This is a genomic window from Gemmobacter sp. LW-1, from assembly GCF_001303875.1.
GTDB lineage: Bacteria > Pseudomonadota > Alphaproteobacteria > Rhodobacterales > Rhodobacteraceae > Gemmobacter > Gemmobacter caeni.
Genome location: NZ_LJSC01000029.1, coordinates 25,276 through 46,916 on the forward strand (window position 1 = coordinate 25,276; position 21,641 = coordinate 46,916).

The following is a 21,641-nucleotide window of genomic DNA, read 5'->3' on the forward strand; positions in this document are numbered from 1 at the left end:
GGCCGCGCAAGCCTCAGTTTCCGTTCAGGATTTTGTCGAGGATGCGGCCGGTTTCCGCCTCCAGCGCCTCTTGCGCGCGGCGTTTGGCGGCGGTTTCAAGGCTTTCGCCCTCCTGTGGGGTGACGCCCAGCTTGTCCTTCGCCAGTTCCTCCAGCCGGGCCTTGGCGCGTTCTTCCGCGCGGGCCTTTTCGGCATCCAGCCGCTTTTGGGTCAGCCATTCCAGATCCAGCCGGATCTTGGGCGATGCCCATGGCCCCTTGATCAGCACCGGAATTTCTACGCCGTCGTCTCCGCCCAGACGCGGCAGCAGCCGGTAGTCGAGACTGCGCGCGCCAAGGTCGATCTGCCCGGCGCCGCCTGCGGTGAACAGGTTGGCGGCGATGTTCAGGTCGTCCGAAACCGCGATGCCATTGGTGATTTTCGCGGTCATTCCGGCGGTGTCGAAGATCGTCCGCTTTCCTTCACCGACATAGCCGGGGTCCATGGTGCGCAGCATCCCCACGATGTCGAGACCAAGGATTTCGCCCTTGCCCATCTTGACGGCAATGTCGCCGGACAGGCTGCGGAGGATCGCATCGACCGACGCGCCGGAGCCGAGGAAGCTCAGCTTCACATTTCCGCGACCAAGCAGCCGGTCGGTTCCGGTCAGGTCTTGCAGCAGGGGTTGCAGGTTGAGCTCCTTCAGCGAAAGGTCACCCCCGACTGACAGGCCCTGACGCCCGTTCAGCACGAATTGCCCGGTGATCCCGCCGCTATAGGCTGCGGCTTCGGTCAGTTTCACCACGGCACGCGCGCGGTCCAGCGTGACGCCCGCCTGGGTCTGGCCCAGCTTCAGCGGACCGGCTGCAATGGCCCCGGCGGACAGAGTGATTTCGGCATCCAGCGCCGACAGGCCCGAGACGTCAATGGGGGTGGTGGACCAGCCCGCATCGCCCGTGTTCTTGCCGTCCCCTTGCGTCGTGCTGCCGGGCAGGGTCAGCCGTTCGGTCGTGAAGCGACCCTGAAGGCGCGGGCGGTCTGTGCCGGGCAACAGGTCGGCCTCGCCCGTGATCACGGTATCGTCCAGCGCGATTTCGGCCTTGCGCAGATGCAGCGCGCCCTTGGCCGTGCGCGTCAGATCGGCGCTCAGCCCGATGGCGCGCGCACCCAGGCCTTCTGGCAGATCGGGCAGGGGGCGGCCCAGCACCGCCTCCAGTGCCGGGCGGTCGCCCAGATCGGCGGTCAGATGGCCTTCGGCCTCGGCCCGCGCGAGACTTGCCTTGCCCTTGAAGCCGAAGGCCGCCTTGCCCGCGCCTGCCTGAAGCTCGATCGCGCCCAGTTCTCCGGCCAGCAGCGGCCCCAGCGCCTCGACCGAGGCATTGAGTGTGACCGGCTGCCCGCGCACCAGCCCGCGCAGGTCGATCCGGGCCGGGCCATCGAAATCGGGGATGGCGGCGTCGATATTGACGTCGGTCATCTCGATCTCGGTGCCGCTCTGACGGTCGATGAAGCGCAGGCGGCCATCGCGGATCGTGCCCCGCCCGAGCGTCATGCCCGCGCCGGAGGATGCGCCGCTTGCGGGGCCCGAGCCGCCGCTGCCCCCCATGGCCCAGGTGGTGCGCCCGTCCTTGCGCCGCTCCAGCAGCAGTTCGGGCTTGTCGATCTCCACCTCCGTCATGCGGATCTGGCCATCGAACAAAGGCCCAAGTTCCAGCCCGATGGCAATGCGGTCGGCATGCAGCAGGTCCGGTCCGGCTGCCCAGTCAGGATTGGCGATGCGCACCGGCCCGGCGGTGACCCCCAGCACAGGCCAGATCGTCGGGCGGATCTGGTTGCCGATCTCGATGACGCGGCCGGTGGTGCGGGCAAATTCCGTTTCCGCCAGCCGGGCGATCCTGTCCTTCGGCATTAGGAACACCATCAGCGCCAACAGCAGCACCAGAACCAGCAATGACGAGACGATCCGCATCAACCAGCGCATCCGGCCCTCCTTCCACTCTTGCCCGCAGCCTAACCGCAGCTGTTGCGGGCAACAATCCCGTGTGGCGCTGGTCGGCGGTGGGCTGCGCGTGGCCCCTTTGCGGCGGCCTGCTTCACCGCTATATGGGGCCAATGTCGCAGAACCCGCCGAACCTCCGCCCCGATCTCGCCCGTGCCATGATCCCCGACGTGGCACGCCCCGGCCAGCCGACCATCGGCATGGTCTCGCTTGGCTGCCCCAAGGCGCTGGTGGACAGTGAACGCATCCTGACGCGCCTGCGCGCCGAGGGTTATGCGATCAGCCCGGATTACAAGGGCGCCGATGCGGTGATCGTGAACACCTGCGGTTTTCTGGACAGTGCCAAGGCGGAAAGCCTTGATGCCATCGGCGAAGCTCTGCGTGAAAACGGCAAGGTGCTGGTCACCGGCTGTCTGGGGGCAGAGCCGGATTACATCACCGGCGCGCATCCCAAGGTTTTGGCCGTCACCGGCCCGCATCAGTATGAGGCCGTGCTGGATGCCGTGCACAAGGCCGTGCCGCCGCAGCCCGACCCCTTCGTCGATCTGCTGCCCGCCAGCGGGGTGAAGCTGACGCCGCGCCATTACAGCTATCTGAAGATCTCGGAAGGCTGCAATCACAAGTGCAGGTTCTGCATCATCCCCGACATGCGCGGCCGTCTGGTCAGCCGCCCGGCTCATGCCGTCCTGCGCGAGGCGGAAAAGCTGGTCGAGGCAGGGGTGAAGGAATTGCTGGTCATCTCGCAGGATACCTCGGCCTATGGGGTGGACCGCAAGCATGACCTCTCGCCCTGGAAGGGCGGCGAGGTGCGGGCGCATATCACCGATCTGGCGCGCGAGATGGGCAAGCTGGGCGCCTGGGTGCGGCTGCATTACGTCTATCCCTATCCGCATGTGCGCGACCTGATCCCGCTGATGGCCGAGGGGCTGGTGCTGCCCTATCTGGACATCCCGTTCCAGCATGCGCATCCCGAGACGCTGAAACGCATGGCCCGCCCTGCGGCGGCGGCAAAGACGCTGGACGAGATTGCCGCCTGGCGCGCCGCCTGCCCGGACATCACGCTGCGCTCGACCTTCATCGTGGGCTATCCCGGTGAAACGGAAGCGGAATTCCAGACCCTGCTGGACTGGCTCGATGAGGCGCAACTGGATCGCGTGGGCTGCTTCCAGTATGAGAACGTCGCCGGGGCGCGCTCGAACGATCTGCCCGACCATGTGCCGGCCGAGGTGAAGCAGGACCGCTGGGAACGCTTCATGGAAAAGGCGCAGGCGATTTCCGAAGCCAAGCTCGCCGCCAAGGTGGGGCAGGTGATGCAGGTTCTGGTGGACGAGGTGGACGAAGAGGGCGCCACCTGCCGCACCATGGCCGACGCGCCGGAAATCGACGGCAACCTGTTCATCGACGAGGATTTCGAAACCCTGTCGCCGGGCGACTTGGTGACGGTCGAGGTCGAGGAAGCCAGCGAATATGATCTGTGGGGGCGTTTGGTGTGAAGCACCCTGCCGCCCGTTACGCGATTACCTGTCGCCCAGCTTCCCGGTAATAGCCTCGACGCAGTTCCACGGCATTGCCGCGAGGAAGGTAATGACAATCCCGTTCCCGTGTTGCTTGATCGTCATCTGGACTTCGGCCGCCTCCTTGCAGCCGTAATCCACCTTGTAGGTGACGTGATACTTGGTGCCGCCGGTATCCGAAGAATAGATATTCCCGTCGACCTGCGGCGTGAATGACAGGGCTTCCGGGCCGAACATCGCGTCGGGCAGGCAAGTCCTTTCGGCTTCGAAAACCTGCTCCCGAGCGGCTTGCCCCTGAAAGGCGTCATCAAGGCGGATGCCGCAGAAGGCTTCGGCTTCCATCGCAACGTAATTGGAAAATTGGCAGCCCAGAAACGTCGGGCCGGAGAAGTTCCTCGCTTCGGGATGTGTGCAGTAGCCCATGAATTCAGGCAGAAACCAGTCGCGCAGGTATTCTTGCCATGGCTCGTTCGAGGCTTCCTCCGCGCCAAGGGGGGCGACAGCCGTTCCCAGCACGGCAGCGGCAAGAAGCATCCGCGTCAAGCGTGAATGGCTCATCCTGCGCACCCTCATTTCCCTTGTCACGAATGCCTCACCGCCGCGGCACGCTGAACATCGTGTATCCTGCCGCGTCGGTCAGGCGGCGGGCGGCGGTTTCGGTGATGAAGACGCCCATGTTCTCCATCCCCGCCGGGCAGGCCACCAGATCGGCGGCATCGTCGAGGAACTGGTTGGTAAAGGCATCCTCACCCACCCGGCGGCAGGGATCGGCCGGGTTGCGATAGCCGCCCATCAGCGGCAGGCTGGTTGGGCCGGGCGGGGCAGGCTGCACACAGGCTGCCAGCGGCAGCAGGGCGACAAGCAAGGATAGGGTGCGCATGGGAACCTCCGTCTTTCCCCGCAGGATGCCACACCCTGCCGGTTCCGTCAGGTCGGAAATGCCCGCTTGGCGGTTCGGGGCGCGCGCGCTAGCATTCCCGCAGCCAACCGCCAGCGGAGAGCCCGATGACCGACAGCCCGGAATGCCCGCAGAAAGCGCCCTACAGGGTCGAACTGACCGAAGGCAAAACCTATTTCTGGTGTGCCTGCGGGCGGTCGCAGAAACAGCCCTTCTGCGATGGCAGCCACAAGGAAACCGGCTTCACCCCGGTGAAATTCACCGCCGAGGCCACGAAGCCCGCCTTTCTGTGCGGCTGCAAGCAGTCCGGTAAGGCGCCGTTCTGCGACGGCACGCACAAGACGCTTTGATCCGCTTAACCCAGCAGAATCATCAGCCAGGCCAGACCGCCCGCGATGGCGGTCACAGCAACGGCAGCCGAAGCGGCATCCTTGGCGCGTTTGGCACGGGGGTCATGGTCGGTGGAGATGTAATCCACCACCTCCTCCACCGCCGTGTTCATCAGCTCTGCCGCCAGCAGCAATACGCCAAGCGCAAGGATCAGGGCCCGTTCGCCCGGCGTCAGGTCCAGCGTGAAAGCCAGCGCGGCCGAGGCGATGTTGACGGCAAACCACTGCCGCAGCGATTTCTCGTTGCGCCATGAGGCGGCCCAGCCCTCCCATGACCAGGTTGCGGTATTCCTGAGCCGGGCGAGTTCCGCCAGCAGCCGTCCGATCATGCCTGTTCCCCGACTGACGTAAGGTCGAATGCCGCCGCATATCGCGAAAACGCCCGGCCTGTCCACGGCGCAGCCCTCAACCTTGGGGTGGAGACGCGGTTTCCCCGGCCAGAAAGGCACGCACGCAGGTGACGACATGCGCGAAACGGTCGCCGCCAAGATGGACGCCGCCATACCAGCGGGTGACGACGACGATGGTGTCCTTCAGTTCGGCCCGTTCCAGCATGCGCAGGATCACCGCCCCCGCGCCACTTTCGCCGTCGTCATTCTTCACCGGACCGCCGTCCGACAGGATGCAGGCCCAGGAATTATGCGTGGCCTTGGCGTATTTCTTCACCCGCTTCAGATCGGCAATGAACGCGTCGCAGCCCTTGCGGCCCGTGACCCTGCCGCCCGAGACGGCATATTTCGACCCCCGGTCCGAAACCACATTTTCAATCTGACGCATCCCGCCTCCGCTTTGGGGCAGGTTAGCGGCGGGCGCCGGAAAGGGCCAGCACTCAGGGCGCCAGAGATTCGATGGCCGTCTTGTTCCGGCAGTAGCCGGGCAGGGCGGCGGCATGTGCCGGATCGGCCAGCCAGCCGGTGCAATCGGCCGAACAGCCGCAGCCCTGACAGCGCGTGACGATCTGCGCCAGTTCGCTGCGTTTCAGCCAGCCCTCCGTCACCGCGCGCGGCAGGTCCACGCCCACCGCGCGTGCCATGCCATGTGTCAGCCACCAGGCGCGCGGCGCCTCGACATATCCAAGCATTGCCCGTCTCCCTGCAATTCTGAGGGAAGGGTCGCGCGGGGCAGCCGGACGCGCCTTGATGCAGGTCAAGGCGCGGGGGGAAGAGGTCAGATTCCTGGCGGGCGACGGTTGTCCGACAGCACCCCGATCCGGCCCGCCACGTCGCGCAGACGCGCGAGTTCATCGGGCAGCATCTGCGGCTCGGCCCGTGTCAGCGCCGCGCGGGCCTGTTCCGAGGCGGCCCGGCCAAACAGGGCGGCGTCGATCTCGCACAGCGCCAGCAGCGCCTTTTGCAGCCGGATCTGCACGGCGAAGATGCCCGCGCCGTCACGCGCGATGGGCGGAAAAACATCCTCCATCATCTCGGCCACAGTCAGCGGCGGCACCCAAAGCCGGTTGTAGCGCACTTCGGGGCTGCGGGTTTCGGTGCAGATCGCCAGCAGCCGGACCGCGCGGCCCAGAATGTCGATGGCCGATCCGGGGTCATTGACGGCGGGTGACAATGCGCGTTCGGCGATTTCTGTCAGCACCGACAGGCCGAAGCGCGGGTCCTGGTCGAAAGAGCGCGTGGCACCGATGTCAAAGGCATCGAGGCAGGTGGCGCCCTCGGCCTCGCTTGCCGGGGCGCCGACCCACAACAGCGGCGCGCCGGGATGGACAAAGCTGCCGGGCAGGGCCGCAACCCAGATGGCACATCCCGCCGCCTCGGCCACCGCCTGTAGCGCCGCAAGGTCAACATGGCGGACATAGCCGATCCGGTCGGCCATGACGGCGCGGGCATCGAAAGGCGCGGGCATCGAAAGGCGCGGGGCCGGTCATCGGATGCGCGCCCAGCCACGGCTCGTCCGTGCGGGCGCGCAGCGCCTCGGCCACGGCCTGTTCCACGCGGTCATGGGTATCATCCCGGCGGCCATAGGCCGTCAGATGCGCAATCCAGCGCAGCATGCCAATGACGATCAGCGCCACCAGTGCCAGCGTGACGACGAACAGCACGAACTTGCCGTTCGGCCCATAGGCCCCCGCTTTCAGACCGATCACCGAGACCAGTGAAAAGATGAAGCTGCCCAGAAAGGTCGACAGAACCTTTTGTGTGGTCCTGTCATGTTGCAGAAGGTTGGTGGCGCGCGGGGTGATATTGGTGGCGGCGGCGTTGAAGGCGCCCAGCATGGTGCCGAAGGCGAAGGTAGTGACCGTCAGCATGGACGAGGCGATGATGGTCAGCACCGCCTCCACCGCGTCGGTGCCGATACTGTAGTCGATCCCTTCGGGCAGCATCGGCCCGATCCACGAGGCCGCGCCCGCCGTGGCCAGCGCCGCCAGCGCATAGACCACCGAAGTCACCCACAGCTTGCGGCTGAGCTGCCGCCAGATCCACCGCGCCTTGCTGATCACGCCTGCCTCCCGTTTTCGGGCAGGCTGCGGCCTTGTGCGCGGCAGGTCAAGGGCTGCCGGTTCGCAGGCGTGCAAGGGGAAGGGTGCCCCCTGCGCCGATCTTGCTCCACCTTCTCAACCCGACCTTCTCAGTATGCGGCCTGCCGCTCCAGCCCGGCGACCACGGCGCCCACCTGTTGCAGGCGCTGCGCGTTGGGCGGGTGCGAGCCGAGGAACTGGTCGCCCGGATCGGGCAGGCGGCTGAAGAAGCCCGCGCCGCGCACCGGATCGTAACCGGCATACCAGGCGATACGGGCCCCCAGCGCATCGGCCTCCAGCTCGTATTCCTTGGAATAGCGCCGCGCGCCGATGCTGGCACCAAAGCTTTGCCATTGCTTCATCGTCGCGGCATCGGCGCCGGTGGCCTGCCCGAGCATGGTGCCCAGAACCGCGCCCGCTTCGGCGCCCTGCTGCTTGCGCCCGATATGGCCAAGGATGTGGTGCGAGGCCTCATGCCCCAGAACAAAGGCGATCTCGTCTTCATTGCGGGCATCGGCGATCAGCGCGAGCGTGAAGCCGACCACGGGGCGGCCCTGTTCGTCGATGGTCTGGAAGGCGTTGGGCGGCAGGTTGCGGCGGCGGTCCACGACGATCTGAAGATCGCAGTTCTGGCCGGGCCCGGCCTGCTGGCGGCAGAAGCGTTCGGCCACCGGCTCCACCCGTTCCACCACGGTCACGAAATTGCGCGCGGCATCCTGCGGCGAAAGGCGCCCGCCGTCCGCCCCTGCGGCGGCAGGCGCAGGGGGCGGTGCTGGGGCGGGCACAGGCTGGCCGGTGGTCACGCATCCCGCAAGGACAAGCGAGACAGACAGCAAAGCCCCCAGCCGCAACAGCGCCATGAACCCCGCCCCGGAATATCCTGCCATCGTCGTCATTTTCTGCCCTGCCGTTTTCCCCAATCTAGCAAAACGCCCGGCGGCGGAAAGACCCCTCGGCCAGTGGTGGCGGCCTGTCACGGCAAAGTGTCACGGCCCTTTTTGCCGTTGCGCCGCGCGCCGGGCCTGCTAGCCTGAGGTCATGTTTACCATCGAGCACGAATTCGACGCGACCGTGATCACCCTCATCGACGAGGGGCATGAGGGGTTGCAGGAAGACATCACCATTTCGGCTTTCGACGACTGCATCACACTGGAACAGGTGCATCCCGTCACGCAGGAACCCATGGTCATCACGCTGTCCATGGTGCAGTTGCGCGACCTTGCCGCCGCGCTGGATCTGCCGGAAGGCAGCTACCGGATCGAGACCCGCAAGGCCTGAGCCTCACCCGCGTTGAGCGTCCCGGCCTTTGGGGCGCGCGTCCCATCCGCTTCCTCATCCGCACCGCCCCTCCGGCAAAGCCCGGCCGCGCCCGGAGGCCCCATGTTGCGCGCTGCGGATGCCGCGTGTATCTAGCTTCGCAAGGTCTTGCCCTGTCACGGGCGTTGCGAGAAGGAAGATCGGATGCGTCGCGTTGTTGTCACGGGTCTTGGAATGGTCACGCCGCTGGCTTGCGGGGTGGAGGAGACCTGGAAACGGCTGCTGGACGGGCAATCGGGCGCGGGTCCGATCAAGCGCTTCGATGCCAGCAATGTGGTGACGAAATATGCCTGCGAAATTCCGCTGGGCGACGGCAGCAACGGCACGTTCAACCCCGATGACTGGATGGAGCCGAAAGAGCGTCGCAAGGTCGATGATTTCATCCTCTATGGCATGGCCGCCGCCGTTCAGGCGGTGAAAGATGCCGGATGGGAGCCTGAGGACGAAGAAAGCCGCCTGCGCACCGGCGTGATGATCGGTTCGGGCATCGGCGGGCTGTCGACGATTGCCGATACGGCGGTGCTCATCAAGGAAAAGGGGCCGAAGCGGGTTTCGCCCTTCTTCATCCCTGGTTCGCTGATCAACCTGATCTCGGGTCAGGTGTCCATTCGCTTCGGCTTCAAAGGGCCGAACCATGCTGTCGTGACCGCCTGTTCCACCGGCGCCCATGCCATTGGCGATGCGGCGCGGCTGATCATGTGGGGCGATGCCGATGTCATGGTGGCGGGCGGGGCGGAAAGCCCGATTTCCGAAATCGGGATCGCGGGCTTCAACGCCTGCAAGGCGCTGTCGACCAAGCGGGCCGAGGAGCCGGAGAAGGCCAGCCGCCCCTATGACGCCGACCGCGACGGCTTCGTCATGGGCGAGGGCGCGGGCGTCGTCGTGCTGGAGGAATACGAACACGCGAAGGCGCGCGGCGCGAAGATCTATGCCGAGGTGCTGGGCTATGGCCTTTCGGGCGACGCCTATCACATCACCGCGCCGTCGGAAGATGGCGATGGCGGTTTCCGCAGCATGAGCGCGGCGCTGGCCCGTGCCGGGATCTCGCCGGACCAGGTGGATTACATCAACGCGCATGGCACCTCGACCATGGCCGATACGATCGAACTGGGCGCGGTGGAGCGGCTGATGGGCGATGCGGCGGCGAAGGCCACGATGTCTTCGACCAAGTCGAGCATCGGGCATCTTCTTGGCGCGGCGGGTGCGGTCGAGGCGATCTTCTGCGTGCTGGCGATCCGCGATCAGGTGGCGCCGCCGACGATCAACCTCGACAATCCGGCGATCCAGCCGAAGCTTGATCTTGCGCCGAACAAGGCGGTGAAGCGCAAGATCGACGTGGCGCTGTCGAACAGCTTTGGCTTCGGTGGCACCAATGCGAGCCTCGTTCTGGGCAAGGTGCGCGGCTGATGTGGCGGTCTGTCGCCTCCAACGCGCTGACCCTGTTCATCGTGTTGCTGATTGCCGTCGCCGGGGTTCTGGCCTGGGGACGGCAGGAATTCAATGGCCCCGGCCCGCTGGCGCAGCCGATCTGCCTGAAGGTGGAGCGTGGCTCGTCGCTGAGCGAGGTGAGCCGCAATCTCGAAGCGCAGGGCGCGGTCAGTGACGCGCGGATCTTCCGCATCGGTGCAGATTATTCCGGCAAGGCCAAGGGCTTGAAATTCGGCTCCTATCTGGTGCCCGAAGGGGCGTCGATGGCACAGATCCTTGATCTGGTGACGGCAGGGGGCGCCTCGACCTGCGGGCGCGAGGTGAATTACCGTATCGGCGTCGCCAAGGCGGAAATCATTCTGCGCGAACTGGATGCCGGGACCAACCGCTATGTCGAGGTGGCCAAATTCGCCCCCGCGACCGATGCCGCGCCGCAGGAATATGTGGATGCGGTGGCGGCGGGCGATCTGCGCTGGCAGATCACGCTGGCGGAAGGCGTGACCAGCTGGCAGGTGGTCGACAGCCTGAAGCGCGCCGATTTCCTGGACGGCAATATCGAGGCCGTGCCGCCCGAGGGCACGCTTGCCCCCGATGCCTATGAGGTGGACAAGGGCGCCTCGCGCGCGGCGCTGCTGGTGCAGATGCAGGACAAGCAGACCCGGATCATGGATGATCTCTGGGCCTCGCGCGCGGGCGATCTGCCTTATGACACGAAGGAACAGGCCATGGTCATGGCCTCCATCGTGGAAAAGGAAACCGGCATCGCCGATGAACGCCCGCTGGTCGCCAGTGTCTTCGTGAACCGGCTGAACAAGGGGATGCGGCTGCAAACCGACCCGACGGTGATCTATGGCATCACCAAGGGTGAGGGGGTGCTGGGCCGGGGCCTGCGGCAAAGCGAGTTGCGTCGCGCCACGCCCTACAACACCTATGTCATCGAAGGGCTGCCGCCGACCCCCATCGCCAATCCGGGACGGCTGAGCATCGAGGCCGCGCTGAACCCGGCGCAAAGCGACTATCTGTTCTTCGTGGCGGATGGCAGCGGCGGTCACGCCTTTGCGGCCACGCTGGAGGAACATAACGCCAATGTGGCGCGCTGGCGCGCCATCGAGGCGGAGCGTGGTCAGGCGAATGAAGGCGGGGTGCAGGGCCAGTAAGGCCCTGCGCTATCCGATCCGCGGCAGGGTTTCGGCCAGCCGTGAAACGCCCGGCGACAGCGGCAGCAAGGCCGCCTGCACCGAGTGATATATGTCGGGCTTGCCGTGGAACTGCGTCACCGTGGGCTGGCCTTCCGCGTCGATTTCCGGGAACCAGCCGCCGCGCGCATGGTCGATGAAATGCGCACCCGCGAACTGCCAGAGGCGGCGATACCATGCCTCGTCGTCTTCGGTGCCGCCCAGCTTGATCAGGGATGACAAGGCACCAATGGCCTCCGTTACCGGCCACCAGTAGCGGTCACGGATCGCAGGCGCGCCGCCGAACTGAAGCGTGTAGAAGATACCTCCCTTTTCCGCATTCCAGCCATCGGCCAGCGCCTGTTCGACCACCCGTCGCGCCGTTGCCGGGGCGCCGTTGTCGGGACGGTCCGCCAGATCCCAGTGTTGCAGCATCAGCCGGCCCAGTTCAAACGAATGGCCGGGGGTGGTGCCTGCGGGGCGGAACATCGGGTTGCCGGAATAGGCGCGGTCGATCTGCCAGTTTTCAGTGTAATGTTCGGGCAGGCGCCAGCCTTCGGCAGAGGCGATGCGGTTCAGAAAGAAATCCAGAATGCGGCCCGCGCGGGTCAGATAGACCTCGCGCCCCGTCGCCTCGTAGGCTGCCAGCAGCGCCTCGACCCCGTGCATATTGGCATTCATGCCACGATAGGCAGAAAACGGCGTCCAGTCGCGGTTCCATTCGTCCGCAAACCGGCCCACGCCGTCTTCCCAGTAATGCCGGTCCAGCACGGCGGTCGCATCGTCGATCAGCCGGTCGGCATCGGGGTGGCCTGCAAGCCGGGCACTGGCCCCGGCCAGCAGAACGAAAACATGACCATAAGCGAGCTTGCGTGTGTCGCAGGGCGCGGCGCCGTCCAGCGACCAGAGATAGCCGCCATGATCCGCGTCGCGGTGATGCGACCAGAGGTAAGCCATGCCCGCGTCAATGATCGCTTCGCACCCCGCCACCCCGGCGCGATGGCCCAGAGCGTAGGAATGTACCAGCCGCGTCGTGGTATGCAGTTCCTGCACCTCACCCGGCAGCGGTGTGCCGTCATGGGCCAGAACGTGAAAGCCGCCGTCCTTGCGTGGGCTGGCACGAAAGAAAGCGAATTGCCGCCGCGCCTCGGCGGCCAGCCAGTCGCGGTGCTGCGGATCGTCGATCCAGCGGGGGGCGGCGGGGCTGGCGAGCGGCGTGTCGGTCATGCGTTCCTCCATGCCGGTCCTCTCCGGCGCGCCATGTTTACGCTAACTGCGAGGTCACGCCAAGTCGGGCAGAGGGGTGGGCGGGTCCAGATCGTCGCCCGCCGTCACGCCGCTGATCAGCTGATAGGACAGCAGATCCGGCATGTCGCGCGGATCGCGGCGCAATGGGCGGCAGGCAGCGCGCAGGCTGGCCAGACGCGCGGCACGGGGGCGAGCCAGCGCATCGGCCTCGGCCAGCGTCACCCGCTGAAAGCGCAGCACCGCACCGGGGGCGGCCTGGGCCGCGCGGGGCAGATCGGCGGGCAGGACGGTGCCGATCCGGGGATAGCCGCCGATGGTCTGGCATTCGGACAGCAGGATATAGGGCCGCCCGTCGCCGGTCATCTGGATGTCGCCGGGCAGGATGAACTCGGAGGCGAGGCCGGTTTTCGGCAGATCGGCGGCAAAGGCCGGGCCGTCGCAATCCAGCCGGATGCCCTGCCGGTTGCCGGTGGGGGCGCGGTGGAAGGGCGTGGCGGCAAAGCGCGCGCGGGTTGCCTCGGGGAACAGGGCGGTCTGCGGCCCGTCGATCCAGCGCAGCAGGCCGCCGGTGAAGCGATCTTCGACCGGCAGAAACTGTGCCGGTGCGTCAGGCGCGGGGTCATCACCCAGCGGCAGCCGGTCGCCCGCCGCCAGTGCCGCGCCAATCCCCGCGACCAGATGCGCCGCACGGCTGCCCTGCCATTCGGGGCCCAGAATGCCGCCCGCCGGGGTGAGATAGCCATAAACCCCCGAGGTCGCCGCGCCGATGGTCAACCGCTGACCCGGCAGGATCAGATGGCTGGCTGACCAGCGCAGCGCGCTGCCGTCCAGATCGGCGCACATCGGCGCGCCCGTCAGCGCGATGCGGGTCGGCTGCGTGACCTCGAAACTGCCGCCCAGTGCGGGCATCTCCAGCGCGGCGACGGGCGCGCGCAGGCCCAGCAGGGCCGTGGCCTCCAGCAGCGCCAGCCGATCGGCGGCGCCACCGCGCGACAGGCCCAGCCGGGCCAGACCGGGGCGACCCATGTCCTGCACGGTCAGCCCCGGCCCGGCGCGATGCAGGATCAGCGCGCCACTCATGCCTGCACCTGACAGCGTGCGCCGCCATCGGGATCGCCCGCGCGCAGCAGCGCCTCCAGTTCATCGCCGGAACAGGGGACCAGCCGCAATGCGTCGCCCGCGCGCAGGGGGGCCGGGTCACGAGCCTCGGGGCGGAAGGGGCGGAAGGCCGCGCGGCCGATCTGGCGCCAGCCGGTCGGCGAGGCATTGGCGAACAGCACGATCTGGCGCACCGCCACCGTCACCGCCCCCTGTGGCACCTGCGGCGCAAGGTCCGACAGGCGCGGCAGGTTCCAGGTCTCGGGCAGCAGGCCCAGATAGGGCTGTCCGGGGGCAAAGCCGATGGCCAGCACCCGTAACTCGGTTTCCGCGATCTGCCGCACCGCCGCTTCGGGGCTGACACCGGCAAGGGCGGCGGCTTCCTCCAGCATCGGGCCATGCACCCCGCCAAAGGCCACCGGCACCTGCCAACGGCGCGTGGCGGGTCGGGGAGTGGCCGCGTGCCAGTCGCGCGCCTCTGTCAACGTGGCCAGTCGGGCCGCCAGATCTGCGCGTGTCACTTTCGCTGGATCGAAGCGCAGCATGACCGAGGCGAGGCTTGGCAGGATTTCGGTCACGCCTGGCAGGTCGGCGTGGTCCAGCATGTCGTGCAGCACCTGAACGGCGGCGGTGGCCGATGGCGTGACGGACAGGCCAAAGCGCAGCAGCAATGCGGTACTGCCAAGGGGCAGAACTTCCGGCCCTCCGACGGGCGTCTTGTCACGCTGCGATCCGCTGTCCATCTGCCCCGCCTTGTCGGCACCCCGTCATGGATCGGGGTTCGGCGGCGGCTTGTCAACGCTTGCGGCCTCCGTGAACCGTGCCCGCAGCACGTCGCGCGCGGTCCCGATCGCGCGGGGCAGCGGTTCGCCGCGCGCCAGTGCCACCGCGATGGCGCTGGCCAGGGTGCAGCCGGTGCCACGCAGGGAGGCGGGATAACGGGGACCGGAATAGCAATGCGGACCGCGCCGCGCCGCATAAAGCCGGTCCTCGCAATCTGCCGTTTCGGCATGGCCGCCCTTGACCAGAACCGCCGCGCAGCCCCGATCCCGCAGGGTCTGCACCTGCGCGGCCTCCAGTCCCGGCGTGGTCAGGGCCTGCAATTCCGGCAGGTTCGGTGTCAGCAGTGTGACGCGCGGCAGCAGCAGGCGCAGCAGGGCGGCGACGCCCTGCGGGTCCAGCAGTGGGTGGCCTGAACTGGAGGCCAGCACCGGGTCCAGAACCACTGGCGCCTGCGGCAGGGCCGCCGCCACCGCTTCGACTATGGCGGCACTGGCCAGCATGCCGATTTTCACCGCATCTACCCGGCCCGCCGCTCGGATCTGCGCTGCGACGGTTTCAGGCGACACCGGATGGCTTGCCAGCACCCCGGCATCGGTCTGGGCGGTGACGGCGGTGACGGCGATGCAGGCATGAGCACCCATGCCGGTGGCGGTGGCAATGTCGCGCGCCAGCCCGGCGCCGCCGCCGGAATCGCTGCCGCCGATGCACAGGACGCGCGGCGTCATGGTCCGACCGCGCAGATGGCGACATCGGCATGTCCCCGGTCGGCCAGCGCGCGTGCCGCCCGCCATGCCCTGAGACCGCTGGCGCAAAGGAAGACAACCCGGCGGTCATGGGGCACGGTCACGGGGGCTTCCTGACTGCGCAGGTCGATACTCAGATCCCCGGGGCGGATCATGCCGGGGGCAATGACCCTAGGGCTGGGCGGCGGGTCTGTAGCCCCGTCGAAGCGGAACCGTGCCACCCGCCATTCCGCGAAATCGACGCTGAGCATCAGGCCAAGCGGTGACGGCCTGTGTCCCAGCAGCACCGAAAGCGCCATCTGGGCCTGCATGGCACCCAGCGTCGCCACGGCAGGGCCCATCACCCCGGCGGTGGCACAGGTGGCGGCGCGGGGCGGCGGGTCGGGGAAGACGGCGCGCAGGCCGGGTGCCGGGCCACAGAAACCGCCGACATAGCCCTGTCGCCCCAGAACCGAGGCGCTGACGAGCGGTTTGCCCGCCGCGCGGCACAGGTCCGACAGCGCGTAGCTTGTGGCGAAATTATCGGCCGCGTCCAGCACGAGATCGGCCGCCGCAAGCGCCCCGGGCGCGGTTTCCGGGTCCAGCCGGGCCAGGACGGGCCGCGCCTCACAATCGGGGTTCAGCGCTGCCAGATGCCGCACGGCGGCCTCGGCTTTCGGGGCGTCGATATCGGTCATACGGTACAGGGTCTGGCGGTGGAGATTGTGTTCCTCCACCCGATCGGGATCGCAGATCACCAGATGCCCGACGCCCGCACCCGCCAGCAGTGGCAGGAGGGCGGACCCCAGTCCGCCCGCCCCGGCGACCAGAACCCGTGCCTGCGCCAGCCGCGCCTGCCCCCCGGCGCCCACCTCGGGCAGGCAGCTTTGCCGGATGTAGCGGTTCATTGCCGATACCTTTCGGTCGCCGCGATCCAGTCGCGGCAGCGTGCCTCGGGGTCGTTGGCCTGGGCGATGTCAGTCACCACGGCGGCACTGGCGGCGCCTGCGGCGAACAGGCCGGGCAGGCGTTCGGGCACCAGCCCGCCGATTCCGACCAGCGGCACATCGCCCGCCCGCCGCGCCCATTCCGCCACACGGTCCAGCCCCTGCGGCCCCCATTTCATTTTCTTCAGCAAGGTGGGCCAGACCGGACCCAGAGCCACATAGGCCGGTTCAGCGGCCAGGGCGCGGTCGAGTTCGGCGGGATCATGGGTCGAAAGGCCATAGCGCACCCCGGCGCGACGCAGGGCCGGAAAATCGGCACTGTCCATATCCTCTTGCCCCAGATGGACAAAATCACAGCCCAGCGACAGCGCGATCTGCCAGTGATCGTTGATCACAAGCTGGGTGCCATGGGCAGCACAGCAGGCTTTCGCGCGCAGGATCTGGGCGCGCAGATCCGGCTCCGGCCGGGCTTTCACGCGCAGTTGCACCAGCCGCACCCCCAGTGGCACCAGCCTCTCCAGCAGCCCGGCATCGCCCACGATCAGGTAAAAGGGGTCGGGCCGTATCATGCCAGCACCGCCTGACCGAAAACCGGAGTGGAGGCGACCGCCATGTCGCGCCGGGGCATCAGCCCGGCCCTGTAGGCCAGCCGTCCGGCGCTGACCGCCTGCCCGAAAGCGCGGGCCATTTCCACCGGGTCCAGCGCGCGGGCGACGGCGGTGTTCAGAAGCACCGCGTCAAAACCCATCTCCATCGCCGCCATGGCCTGCGAAGGCGCGCCGATCCCCGCATCAATCACCAGCGGCACTTCGGGGAAATGCGCCCGCATCGTGCGCAGCGCCTCGACATGCCGCAGCCCCTGGCCCGAGCCGATGGGTGCCCCCCAGGGCATCAGCACGCGGCATCCGGCCTCCAGCAGACGTTCGCCCACGATCAGATCCTCGGTCGTGTAGGGAAAGACCCTGAAGCCCTCGGCGCAAAGCACCCGCGCCGCCTCGACCAGCGCGAAGGGATCGGGTTGCAGCGTATCGGCATGGCCGATGACCTCCAGCTTGATCCAGTCGGTGCCGAACAGTTCGCGCGCCATATGGGCGGTGGTGATCGCTTCGCGTGCGGTGTGGCACCCGGCGGTATTGGGCAGGATGCGACAGCCGCTGTCGCGCAGGATCTGGCGGAAGGCGCCGCCGCCTTGCCCCTCGCGCCGCAGCGAGACGGTGATGACCCCGGCCCCCGATGCTGCGATGGCGTCGCGCAGGATGGCGGGCGAGGGGTATTGCGCGGTGCCCAGCATCAGGCGGCCGGGCAGGTCGATGCCATAGAACATGACTCAGCCCCCCTGCATCGGGGCCAGAACCTCGATCCTGGCGCCGGGGTGAAGGCTGGTTGCCGCCCGCGCCGGTCGGGGGACGAACTGCCCGTCCAGCGCGGTGGCAACCGAGGCGGCGTCAAAGCCCTGCTCAGTGATCAGGGCGGCAAGGGTGGTGGCGCGGGTGACGACGGGGGTTCCGTTAAGGTCAATCTGCATGGGCGGGTTCCGTGGTCAGCAGGCGGGCCAGATCCATCGCCAGCGCGGGAGCCATGAGGAAACCATGACGATACATGCCGTTGATGTGGATGTGCCCGCCGCTTTGGTGGATGGCGGGAATATTGTCGGGGAAGGCGGGGCGCAGCCCGGTGCCGGTGGCAAGGATCTGCGCCTCGGCAAAGCCGGGGTGGACGGTCCAGGCGGCGGACAGCAGCTCCATCACTGCACGGGCGGTGATCGGGCCGGGGTCGGCGCTTTCCACCATGGTGGCGCCGATCATGTAGCGGTCCTGTCCGCGCGGCACGATGTAGCAGGGAAAGCGCGGATGCAGCAGCCGCACGGTGCGCGACAGTGCGGCACCGGGGGCGCTGACCTCCAGCATTTCACCTCGCACTGCGCGCAGGCCTTGCAGGGTGGCAGACATGCCGCGGCAATCAACGATGCGGCCACGGGGCGGCCCGCCCCGGAAGGCAACGCCCCGCGCGTTCAGGCCCTCGGTCAGAGAGGCCAGCGCGACGACAGGGTCCAGATGCGCTTCCTCTGCGTAAAACAGACTGCGCGTGAAGCGGCCCGTCAGATCAGGTTCCAGCGCGCCGGGATCGGCCGGTTGGTGGCCGGTGGTCGCGCGGGCGAAGCGGTCAAGCTCTGCCCCGTCGCGCGGTGCAGCCAGCACCAGCGTGCCACGCCGGACCACGCCGGGCACATGCCCCGCCCACCAGTCCACCGCCGCGCGACCGCGTGTGACCACGGTTTCCGGCGCGCTTTCACCTTCGCAGAACGGGGCGAGCATCCCGCCCGCCAGCCGCGACACCGGCGGCGGAGCGCCGGGCGGGGTGATGACCTCGACCGCCAGCCCCGCCTCGCTCAAGGCGGTGGCGGCACAAAGCCCCGCCACCCCCGCACCAAGGACCGAAATCATTCCGCAGGCTCCGCCGGGATGTAAAGCTGCCCCGCCTCGCGGAACTTCTCGGCCATCGCGGCCATGCCCTGCTGTTTTTCGGCCTCGGCGCGGATGTCGTGCGAAATCCGCATCGAACAGAACTTCGGGCCGCACATCGAACAGAAATGCGCGACCTTGTGCGCTTCGGCGGGCATGGTTTCATCATGCATCTCGCGCGCGGTATCGGGGTCGAGCCCAAGATTGAACTGATCCTGCCAGCGGAACTCGAACCGCGCCCGGCTCAGTGCATCGTCGCGCCGTTGCGCCCCCGGATGGCCTTTGGCCAGATCGGCGGCATGGGCGGCCAGCTTGTAGGTGATGACCCCGGTTTTCACATCATCGCGGTCGGGCAGGCCAAGGTGTTCCTTCGGCGTGACGTAACACAGCATCGCCGTGCCGAACCAGCCGATCATCGCCGCGCCGATGGCGCTGGTGATATGGTCGTAGCCCGGCGCAATATCGGTGGTCAGCGGCCCGAGCGTGTAGAACGGCGCCTCGTGGCAATGTTTCAGCTGCTCGTCCATATTGGCCTTGATCTTGTGCATCGGCACATGGCCGGGGCCTTCGATCATCACCTGACAGTCCTTTGCCCAGGCGATTTTGGTCAATTCGCCCAATGTCCGCAGCTCTGCAAACTGGGCCTCGTCATTGGCATCGGCGATGGAGCCGGGGCGCAGCCCGTCGCCCAGGCTGAATGACACGTCATAGCGGCGGCAGATATCGCAGATTTCCTCGAAATGCTCGTAGAGGAAGCTTTCGCGGTGGTGATGCAGGCACCATTTCGCCATGATCGACCCGCCACGCGAAACGATCCCGGTGACCCGTTTCGCCGTCATCGGGATCATGTGCAGCCGCACGCCTGCGTGGATGGTGAAATAATCCACGCCCTGTTCCGCTTGTTCGATCAGCGTGTCGCGGAAGACCTCCCACGTCAGATCTTCGGCCACGCCGCCCACCTTCTCCAGCGCCTGATACAGCGGGACCGTGCCGATCGGCACCGGGGCGTTGCGGATGATCCAGTCGCGGATATTGTGGATATTGCGGCCCGTGGAGAGGTCCATCACCGTGTCGGCGCCCCAGCGGATCGCCCAGACCATTTTTTCCACCTCCTCCTCCATCGAGGAGGTGACGGCGGAATTGCCGATATTGGCGTTGATCTTCACCCTGAAGTTGCGGCCAATGATCATCGGCTCCAACTCGCGGTGATTGATATTGGCAGGGATGATGGCGCGGCCCGCAGCGATTTCGGCGCGCACGAATTCGGGCGTCACCAGATCGGGCAGCGTGGCGCCGAAGCTTTCGCCGTCGCGCGTGGCGGCGGCGCTGCGCCCCTCGTTCTCGCGCAGGGCGACGAATTCCATCTCGGGCGTGATGATGCCCGCGCGGGCATAGGCAAGCTGCGTGACCGCCCGGTCGCCCGTGGCGCGCAGGGGCGCACGCTGCACGGGGAAGGCGGGCGTCAGCCGCGCGCCGGTGGCAAAGCCGTTGTCGGCTTCCGTCACCGCGCGGCCCGTGTAGCTTTCCACATCGCCACGCGCCTGCAACCAGCCACCGCGCACATCGGGCAGGCCCTGCGCAATGTCGATCTGCGCCGCCGGATCGGTATAGGGGCCGGAGCTGTCATAGACGGTCAGCGGTGCCTCGTTGGAAATGCCGATCTCGCGCAGCGGCACGCGGATGTCATGCGTCGCGCCGGTGACATAGACCTTGCGCGAGGCGGGCAGGGCGCCGGTGGTGATGGCGGGGATCGTGTCTTTCATTGTGGTCTCCTCTTGCGATGAGACCCAAGTGAAACAGTCGGCAGAAAGGGACCACATGGCCCCGGCTGCGCCGAATGGGCCATAGCGGCCCGAAAGGACCGCCCCCGGATGTGCGAGGAATGCGGAAATACCCTTCGGTCTTCCTACGCCAGTGTCAACTGGGTCAGGTTCAAAGGGTCGCGTCACCGGGGCCCGAGCGGATCGGAACCCCTGTCAGCCTCTCAGTCCCCTTGGCGGGACTCCCCTGACGTCCGGGCATCATCGGGGCCTCGGGCGGCGCTGTCAACTGCGAAACGCCGGGGTGTCTTTTTCGTCTGCCGCCGCCTTGCCGCTGGCCGAATGCGGTGCAGCGGGTATAAGGAAACCACGATGGATGATCCGACCGAAGACCTGACCGAACAACTGGAACGCGCGCGGGTCGCGTGGTTCTATTTCATGGGCGGGCTGACCCAGCAGGAAATCGCTGCCCGCATGAACATGACGCGGCTGCGCGTCAACAAGATCATCGGGCAGGTGCGCGAGGATGGTGCGGTGCGCATCGACGTGACGCTGCCGCTGACCGACTGCATCGCGCTGGCCGAGGCGGTGACCGCGCGTTACGGGCTGGCCGAGGCGGTGGTGGTGCCCGATGTGCCGGATTATCTGGAACAGAAGCGGGTGATCGGCGAGGCGGCGGGGGCCATGGCCGGGGCGCTGGTGGAAGGGCGTGATCTGGGAATCGGTGTTGCCACCGGGCGCACGCTCAGTTTCGCGGTGCGCCGGCTGCATGCAAGGCCACATCCCGACAGCTGGGTTGTCGGGCTGACCGGCGGGGTCACGCGGTCTTCGGGCACCAATACATTCGAGGTCGCCACCAGTTTCGCCCGCAGTCTGGGGGTGGAATGCCATTACCTGACCGCGCCGCTGTACTGCGCCTCGCCGGAAAGTCGCGAGACGCTGTTGCTGATCGACGAGCTGACCGATGTTCTGGCCCGCACCGAAATTGCGGATCTGGGTATCACCTCCTGCGGGTCGCTGGCCGAGGATGCGACGCTGACGCAGATCCGCGTGGTGAAGGATCATCTGGACGACGTGCTGAAACGTGGTGCTGTGGGCGAGTTTCTGGGCTGTTTTCTGGATGCGCAGGGCCGGCCGGTCGATCATTTCCTGAATGAATCAATCATCGCGCTCAGCCCCGACAAGCTGAAGCTGAAGCCGATGTCCATGCTGGTGTCAGGCGGGATCGAGAAGGTTCAGATCATCCGCGCCATCCTGCGCGGCGGCTATGTGAACCGTCTGGTCACGAATGAAGCCGTGGCCCGCGCGCTCATGGCGGGGCCACGGTAAGGGCTCAGGCGGTGGCCTGCGCCTCGGCCATGGCGGCGGCCATGGCGCGCAGGATCACGAAAGTCGAGGCGGCGCCGGGATCGATATGGCCCTTAGAGCGCGCGCCCAGCTTGGCGGAACGCC

The 21,641-nt window shown here is 67.2% G+C and carries 25 protein-coding genes and 1 riboswitch; of the genes, 6 read left to right on the plus strand and 19 right to left on the minus strand.

What is annotated here, in order from left to right:
- Positions 1–13: 13 nt before the first annotated feature.
- Positions 14–1,960, minus strand: a complete 1,947-nt coding sequence (locus tag AO684_RS05030; protein ID WP_054301651.1) for an AsmA family protein — start codon at positions 1,958–1,960, stop codon at positions 14–16.
- Positions 1,961–2,091: 131 nt separating this feature from the next.
- On the opposite strand from AO684_RS05030, the gene rimO reads away from it, so the two are divergent.
- Positions 2,092–3,471: a 30S ribosomal protein S12 methylthiotransferase RimO gene (rimO, locus tag AO684_RS05035; protein WP_054301652.1), complete on the plus strand. Its 1,380-nt coding sequence runs from the start codon at positions 2,092–2,094 to the stop codon at positions 3,469–3,471.
- Between the two features lie 24 nt (positions 3,472–3,495).
- Here the strand turns inward: rimO and AO684_RS05040 are convergent, their stop codons facing one another.
- Both AO684_RS05040 and AO684_RS05045 read right to left on the minus strand, forming a co-directional pair.
- Positions 3,496–4,050: a hypothetical protein gene (locus AO684_RS05040; protein ID WP_152968352.1), complete on the minus strand. Its 555-nt coding sequence runs from the start codon at positions 4,048–4,050 to the stop codon at positions 3,496–3,498.
- A gap of 34 nt (positions 4,051–4,084) precedes the next feature.
- Positions 4,085–4,372, minus strand: a complete 288-nt coding sequence (locus AO684_RS05045) for a hypothetical protein (protein WP_054301654.1) — start codon at positions 4,370–4,372, stop codon at positions 4,085–4,087.
- Between the two features lie 125 nt (positions 4,373–4,497).
- On the opposite strand from AO684_RS05045, the gene AO684_RS05050 reads away from it, so the two are divergent.
- On the plus strand, positions 4,498–4,740 hold the full coding sequence (locus tag AO684_RS05050; protein WP_054301655.1) for a CDGSH iron-sulfur domain-containing protein: 243 nt from the start codon (positions 4,498–4,500) through the stop codon (positions 4,738–4,740).
- A gap of 5 nt (positions 4,741–4,745) precedes the next feature.
- Here the strand turns inward: AO684_RS05050 and AO684_RS05055 are convergent, their stop codons facing one another.
- From AO684_RS05055 to AO684_RS05080, 6 genes are all read right to left on the minus strand, one after another.
- A complete protein-coding gene (locus AO684_RS05055) occupies positions 4,746–5,108 on the minus strand; it encodes a diacylglycerol kinase (protein WP_054301656.1) in 363 nt (120 codons plus the stop codon).
- 76 nt (positions 5,109–5,184) lie between these two features.
- On the minus strand, positions 5,185–5,556 hold the full coding sequence (locus AO684_RS05060) for a YigZ family protein (protein ID WP_054301657.1): 372 nt from the start codon (positions 5,554–5,556) through the stop codon (positions 5,185–5,187).
- Positions 5,557–5,608: 52 nt separating this feature from the next.
- A complete protein-coding gene (locus tag AO684_RS05065) occupies positions 5,609–5,860 on the minus strand; it encodes a DUF6455 family protein (RefSeq protein WP_054301658.1) in 252 nt (83 codons plus the stop codon).
- Positions 5,861–5,946: 86 nt separating this feature from the next.
- The gene (locus tag AO684_RS22485) at positions 5,947–6,636 is read right to left on the minus strand and encodes a DUF2254 family protein (protein WP_054301659.1); all 690 of its coding nucleotides are present in this window, start codon (positions 6,634–6,636) and stop codon (positions 5,947–5,949) included.
- The gene (locus AO684_RS22490; protein ID WP_054301660.1) at positions 6,572–7,231 is read right to left on the minus strand and encodes a DUF2254 family protein; all 660 of its coding nucleotides are present in this window, start codon (positions 7,229–7,231) and stop codon (positions 6,572–6,574) included. Before AO684_RS22490 ends, AO684_RS22485 begins: the two co-directional genes overlap by 65 nt.
- Before the next feature lie 128 nt (positions 7,232–7,359).
- The gene (locus AO684_RS05080; RefSeq protein ID WP_054301692.1) at positions 7,360–8,103 is read right to left on the minus strand and encodes a M48 family metallopeptidase; all 744 of its coding nucleotides are present in this window, start codon (positions 8,101–8,103) and stop codon (positions 7,360–7,362) included.
- 184 nt (positions 8,104–8,287) lie between these two features.
- On the opposite strand from AO684_RS05080, the gene AO684_RS05085 reads away from it, so the two are divergent.
- The 3 genes from AO684_RS05085 to mltG all read left to right on the plus strand — a co-directional run bounded on the left by AO684_RS05085 (position 8,288) and on the right by mltG (position 11,151).
- Positions 8,288–8,527, plus strand: a complete 240-nt coding sequence (locus AO684_RS05085; protein WP_054301661.1) for a hypothetical protein — start codon at positions 8,288–8,290, stop codon at positions 8,525–8,527.
- A gap of 183 nt (positions 8,528–8,710) precedes the next feature.
- Positions 8,711–9,973, plus strand: a complete 1,263-nt coding sequence (gene fabF, locus AO684_RS05090) for a beta-ketoacyl-ACP synthase II (protein ID WP_054301662.1) — start codon at positions 8,711–8,713, stop codon at positions 9,971–9,973.
- Positions 9,973–11,151 carry an endolytic transglycosylase MltG gene (gene mltG, locus AO684_RS05095; RefSeq protein WP_054301663.1) on the plus strand — a complete coding sequence of 393 codons (1,179 nt, stop codon included), beginning with the start codon at positions 9,973–9,975 and terminating at the stop codon, positions 11,149–11,151. Before fabF ends, mltG begins: the two co-directional genes overlap by 1 nt.
- A 9-nt stretch (positions 11,152–11,160) precedes the next feature.
- Here mltG and AO684_RS05100 read toward each other — a convergent pair whose 3' ends face one another.
- The 10 genes from AO684_RS05100 to thiC are packed head-to-tail and all read right to left on the minus strand — an operon-like array spanning position 11,161 to position 20,192.
- On the minus strand, positions 11,161–12,396 hold the full coding sequence (locus tag AO684_RS05100; protein ID WP_054301693.1) for an AGE family epimerase/isomerase: 1,236 nt from the start codon (positions 12,394–12,396) through the stop codon (positions 11,161–11,163).
- A gap of 54 nt (positions 12,397–12,450) precedes the next feature.
- Complete coding sequence (locus AO684_RS05105) at positions 12,451–13,497, minus strand: biotin-dependent carboxyltransferase family protein (protein WP_054301664.1); 1,047 nt, start codon at positions 13,495–13,497, stop codon at positions 12,451–12,453.
- Positions 13,494–14,258, minus strand: coding sequence for an allophanate hydrolase subunit 1 (locus tag AO684_RS05110; protein ID WP_054301665.1), 765 nt, complete (start codon positions 14,256–14,258; stop codon positions 13,494–13,496). The genes AO684_RS05105 and AO684_RS05110 overlap by 4 nt, the downstream gene beginning before the upstream one ends.
- 24 nt (positions 14,259–14,282) lie before the next feature.
- Complete coding sequence (locus AO684_RS05115) at positions 14,283–15,023, minus strand: bifunctional hydroxymethylpyrimidine kinase/phosphomethylpyrimidine kinase (RefSeq protein ID WP_054301666.1); 741 nt, start codon at positions 15,021–15,023, stop codon at positions 14,283–14,285.
- Entirely contained in the window at positions 15,020–15,928 is a 909-nt protein-coding gene (locus AO684_RS05120) for a HesA/MoeB/ThiF family protein (protein WP_054301667.1), read from the minus strand. Before AO684_RS05120 ends, AO684_RS05115 begins: the two co-directional genes overlap by 4 nt.
- Positions 15,925–16,536 carry a thiamine phosphate synthase gene (locus AO684_RS05125; RefSeq protein ID WP_054301668.1) on the minus strand — a complete coding sequence of 204 codons (612 nt, stop codon included), beginning with the start codon at positions 16,534–16,536 and terminating at the stop codon, positions 15,925–15,927. The genes AO684_RS05120 and AO684_RS05125 overlap by 4 nt, the downstream gene beginning before the upstream one ends.
- The gene (locus tag AO684_RS05130) at positions 16,533–17,291 is read right to left on the minus strand and encodes a thiazole synthase (RefSeq protein ID WP_054301669.1); all 759 of its coding nucleotides are present in this window, start codon (positions 17,289–17,291) and stop codon (positions 16,533–16,535) included. The genes AO684_RS05125 and AO684_RS05130 overlap by 4 nt, the downstream gene beginning before the upstream one ends.
- Before the next feature lie 3 nt (positions 17,292–17,294).
- On the minus strand, positions 17,295–17,492 hold the full coding sequence (thiS, locus tag AO684_RS05135; RefSeq protein WP_054301670.1) for a sulfur carrier protein ThiS: 198 nt from the start codon (positions 17,490–17,492) through the stop codon (positions 17,295–17,297).
- A complete protein-coding gene (locus AO684_RS05140) occupies positions 17,482–18,411 on the minus strand; it encodes an FAD-dependent oxidoreductase (protein WP_054301671.1) in 930 nt (309 codons plus the stop codon). Before AO684_RS05140 ends, thiS begins: the two co-directional genes overlap by 11 nt.
- Positions 18,408–20,192: a phosphomethylpyrimidine synthase ThiC gene (thiC, locus tag AO684_RS05145; RefSeq protein ID WP_054301672.1), complete on the minus strand. Its 1,785-nt coding sequence runs from the start codon at positions 20,190–20,192 to the stop codon at positions 18,408–18,410. The genes AO684_RS05140 and thiC overlap by 4 nt, the downstream gene beginning before the upstream one ends.
- A 123-nt stretch (positions 20,193–20,315) precedes the next feature.
- A riboswitch (TPP riboswitch) is annotated at positions 20,316–20,448 on the minus strand.
- A gap of 113 nt (positions 20,449–20,561) precedes the next feature.
- Here thiC and AO684_RS05150 point away from each other — a divergent pair.
- Positions 20,562–21,518, plus strand: coding sequence for a sugar-binding transcriptional regulator (locus AO684_RS05150; protein ID WP_082400734.1), 957 nt, complete (start codon positions 20,562–20,564; stop codon positions 21,516–21,518).
- The last annotated feature ends 123 nt before the right edge of the window (positions 21,519–21,641 follow it).

Excerpts from the sequence above, each read along its gene's own strand:
- AO684_RS05085 (WP_054301661.1), top strand. The coding sequence starts at position 8,288 with ATGTTTACCATCGAGCACGAATTCGACGCGACCGTGATCACCCTCATC.
- AO684_RS05100 (WP_054301693.1), bottom strand. The coding sequence starts at position 12,396 with ATGACCGACACGCCGCTCGCCAGCCCCGCCGCCCCCCGCTGGATCGAC.
- AO684_RS05120 (WP_054301667.1), bottom strand. The coding sequence starts at position 15,928 with ATGAACCGCTACATCCGGCAAAGCTGCCTGCCCGAGGTGGGCGCCGGG.
- AO684_RS05150 (WP_082400734.1), top strand. The coding sequence starts at position 20,562 with ATGGATGATCCGACCGAAGACCTGACCGAACAACTGGAACGCGCGCGG.
- mltG (WP_054301663.1), top strand. The coding sequence starts at position 9,973 with ATGTGGCGGTCTGTCGCCTCCAACGCGCTGACCCTGTTCATCGTGTTG.
- AO684_RS05140 (WP_054301671.1), bottom strand. The coding sequence starts at position 18,411 with ATGATTTCGGTCCTTGGTGCGGGGGTGGCGGGGCTTTGTGCCGCCACC.
- thiC (WP_054301672.1), bottom strand. The coding sequence starts at position 20,192 with ATGAAAGACACGATCCCCGCCATCACCACCGGCGCCCTGCCCGCCTCG.
- AO684_RS22485 (WP_054301659.1), bottom strand. The coding sequence starts at position 6,636 with ATGCCCGCGCCTTTCGATGCCCGCGCCGTCATGGCCGACCGGATCGGC.
- AO684_RS05065 (WP_054301658.1), bottom strand. The coding sequence starts at position 5,860 with ATGCTTGGATATGTCGAGGCGCCGCGCGCCTGGTGGCTGACACATGGC.
- fabF (WP_054301662.1), top strand. The coding sequence starts at position 8,711 with ATGCGTCGCGTTGTTGTCACGGGTCTTGGAATGGTCACGCCGCTGGCT.
- AO684_RS05130 (WP_054301669.1), bottom strand. The coding sequence starts at position 17,291 with ATGTTCTATGGCATCGACCTGCCCGGCCGCCTGATGCTGGGCACCGCG.
- thiS (WP_054301670.1), bottom strand. The coding sequence starts at position 17,492 with ATGCAGATTGACCTTAACGGAACCCCCGTCGTCACCCGCGCCACCACC.
- AO684_RS05045 (WP_054301654.1), bottom strand. The coding sequence starts at position 4,372 with ATGCGCACCCTATCCTTGCTTGTCGCCCTGCTGCCGCTGGCAGCCTGT.
- AO684_RS05110 (WP_054301665.1), bottom strand. The coding sequence starts at position 14,258 with ATGGACAGCGGATCGCAGCGTGACAAGACGCCCGTCGGAGGGCCGGAA.
- AO684_RS05115 (WP_054301666.1), bottom strand. The coding sequence starts at position 15,023 with ATGACGCCGCGCGTCCTGTGCATCGGCGGCAGCGATTCCGGCGGCGGC.
- AO684_RS05060 (WP_054301657.1), bottom strand. The coding sequence starts at position 5,556 with ATGCGTCAGATTGAAAATGTGGTTTCGGACCGGGGGTCGAAATATGCC.
- AO684_RS05055 (WP_054301656.1), bottom strand. The coding sequence starts at position 5,108 with ATGATCGGACGGCTGCTGGCGGAACTCGCCCGGCTCAGGAATACCGCA.
- rimO (WP_054301652.1), top strand. The coding sequence starts at position 2,092 with ATGTCGCAGAACCCGCCGAACCTCCGCCCCGATCTCGCCCGTGCCATG.
- AO684_RS05040 (WP_152968352.1), bottom strand. The coding sequence starts at position 4,050 with ATGAGCCATTCACGCTTGACGCGGATGCTTCTTGCCGCTGCCGTGCTG.
- AO684_RS05125 (WP_054301668.1), bottom strand. The coding sequence starts at position 16,536 with ATGATACGGCCCGACCCCTTTTACCTGATCGTGGGCGATGCCGGGCTG.
- AO684_RS05050 (WP_054301655.1), top strand. The coding sequence starts at position 4,498 with ATGACCGACAGCCCGGAATGCCCGCAGAAAGCGCCCTACAGGGTCGAA.
- AO684_RS05105 (WP_054301664.1), bottom strand. The coding sequence starts at position 13,497 with ATGAGTGGCGCGCTGATCCTGCATCGCGCCGGGCCGGGGCTGACCGTG.
- AO684_RS05030 (WP_054301651.1), bottom strand. The coding sequence starts at position 1,960 with ATGCGCTGGTTGATGCGGATCGTCTCGTCATTGCTGGTTCTGGTGCTG.